At 33.8% G+C, this 2,276-nt stretch carries 1 protein-coding gene; it reads right to left on the bottom strand.

Annotated elements, in window-relative coordinates; all coding sequences use genetic code 11:
• Window positions 1-73: 73 nt before the first annotated feature.
• Complete coding sequence (locus AC3DU7_RS31570) at window positions 74-2,158, bottom strand: lipase family protein (protein WP_488043179.1); 2,085 nt, start codon at window positions 2,156-2,158, stop codon at window positions 74-76.
• Between the last annotated feature and the right edge of the window lie 118 nt (window positions 2,159-2,276).

Raw genomic sequence — 2,276 nt, 5'->3', positions numbered from 1 at the left:
GCTACCAGATTTGATATAAAAACCTTATCCCTTTCAACCTTTCTTGCCCTTCTGCACTTCTTCAAAGAAATATCTATTCTAGCCTTTTCTTCTGGCTATATTTCATCTTCTTTTCAGATTTCTGAGTAATTTCTCTCATCTGTTTGGTAAACTCTTTTATCTTCAACTCTTGTTCATATTGGCCAACATGTTGATAAGCAAATTGTAAATACCAATTCGTCAGTTCTACTACGTTTTGAGTATCTAATAAATTGGCATTGAACTGGGCAAATGCACCTAAACCAGGAATTCCAGAGAATGCATCAAAGAATCTGTTCAAGAAACTGTCAAATTTTACATTTGCCTCTCCACCAGTATCTAATACTTGAGCCACAATTTTGGCTAAAGCTTCAGACAATTCCTTAGTAATTCCCTTAAAGTTGTCTTCCAACACATCTCCAACAAAATCAGGCAAAAATAATGCTACTTGTAGTTGTTGAAATAAAACTAAAAAGATGAGTGAAGTAATCTGAGTTGAAATATAGTCTTTAATCTCTGGATTTTCATTAATATATTGAAGAGCAAACTTTTCATTAAATTTGCCTTTGTAGCCATTAAATGCAGCAGGTTTATGAGATATATGTGTGTATTTATTTTGTTTGATACTCTGGCGGAGAATATCAGTTAAAGTAGTAATCGCTACATTACCAGGAATATCAGGTTCATATATGGTCGATAGTTTACCAGTATTGTTGGTTAAGCTAGGAATCAGATCCATATCGCACCAAAATCGATAAGTACTATCCTTTCCGAGTTGAGACTCATACCTGCTTACAAACTTATCATTTGTAAAACATGGATTTCCGACTGTTACCACTCTTATTTTGCATAGCCCATTTTTATCCCATTCATTTTGCCTCTCTTTTAATGCTAAAGCTAAAATCTGCGCTAGAGCACCTCCTAAACTGTGGCCAGCGACAATGATTTCTATCTGTGCTTCATTTTTTGCTTGATCTTTAAATTTTTGTAGATCAAAGCCATCATCACTATTCTGATCTGCGGTCTCCGATGTATCATCTTTCTCCTTCAATTGTTGAGTTCCAGTCTTCAATTTTTCTTGAGCTTTAGACCATATATCATAAGCCTTATCCAATAGACTGTAAGCTTCATTCAATAGGCCATATGTACTTCGCTTTTTCAAAGCATCTTGAATTGTTTGAATTTCTTGAATTGACTTAGTTATCTCTTGAATTTCTCGTTTTTGTTTTTTTACTTTAGTTTTTGATTCATCTTCGTTTTGTGTTTCTTCAGTTTTTGATTCATCTTCGTTTTGTGTTTCTAATTCAGTTTTGAGTTTATTTAACTCCTCTGTTATCTGGTCGAATTGCGTTTGTAACCAATCTACTATCTCTTTTTTCTCGTTTACTTCATCTTTAACTGCCCTTTTGAGAAAATCTAAAAGTAACTCACCCGTATTACTCCGCATTTTTGTCAAATGAACTTTCAATCCTCTACTAGCTCCTGAAGATATGGCAGGTTCATTCCTTCTTGATGTTTTATCTATAACATCCTTACTCCAAGGTTCGCCTTTGTTCCAAGAGCGAGTTTTAAATAGACTTAAATCTTGAAACAAAGTAGCAAAAATTGAGAAAGGATTTGTTCCAGCAATGGAAATGACATATTGTGTCTTATTTTCTTCATGAAATTCTTTATATTCCTCCTTTGGATCTAAATTTCCATAACCCTCATAATTCAAATACTTTGCCTTCCTCTTACCAGGGTAGGAAAGATACTTAGCAACAAACATTGTAGCATCTGCAACATTAGAAGTTGGTCTTTGCTCAACACTAACACCCCATACAAGTTCCCATTCTCCAATTAATCTCCTAATTTTCTTATCCTTGAAAGTTTCTTCAACAGCTCTAGTCGCTAAATTCGATAAGTATGTTTCTTTACCAGTATAAAGCTTCGGAAAAGAAACACAATAGGAAAGCCAGATCAAAGAAAATATTTTCCTGTCCCATAAATACTTTGCTGGTGAAATGGAATCATCTTCTGAAGAATCATCTTTAAAAGAATCATATTTGTCATAGCCTTGATTCTGTATTCCTGCTTCCTCTATTTTGAGATTAAAGTCTTCTTTCTGTTTTTTTGTTTTCTTTTTTTCTTTTTTTGCCATGATAATACTTCCTTTTGTTGTGTTTGTTGTGAAAAATTGAATGATATCCAAAAACTGGGTCTGGAAATCTCTACTAAGCGATCGCCCATTAACTATAAATACCTGTAGAGACTATTGA

It is taken from the genome of Okeania sp. (assembly GCF_983059655.1).
Note: the sequence above shows the minus strand (reverse complement) of the source record. Positions and strands in the feature narration are given on the sequence as shown.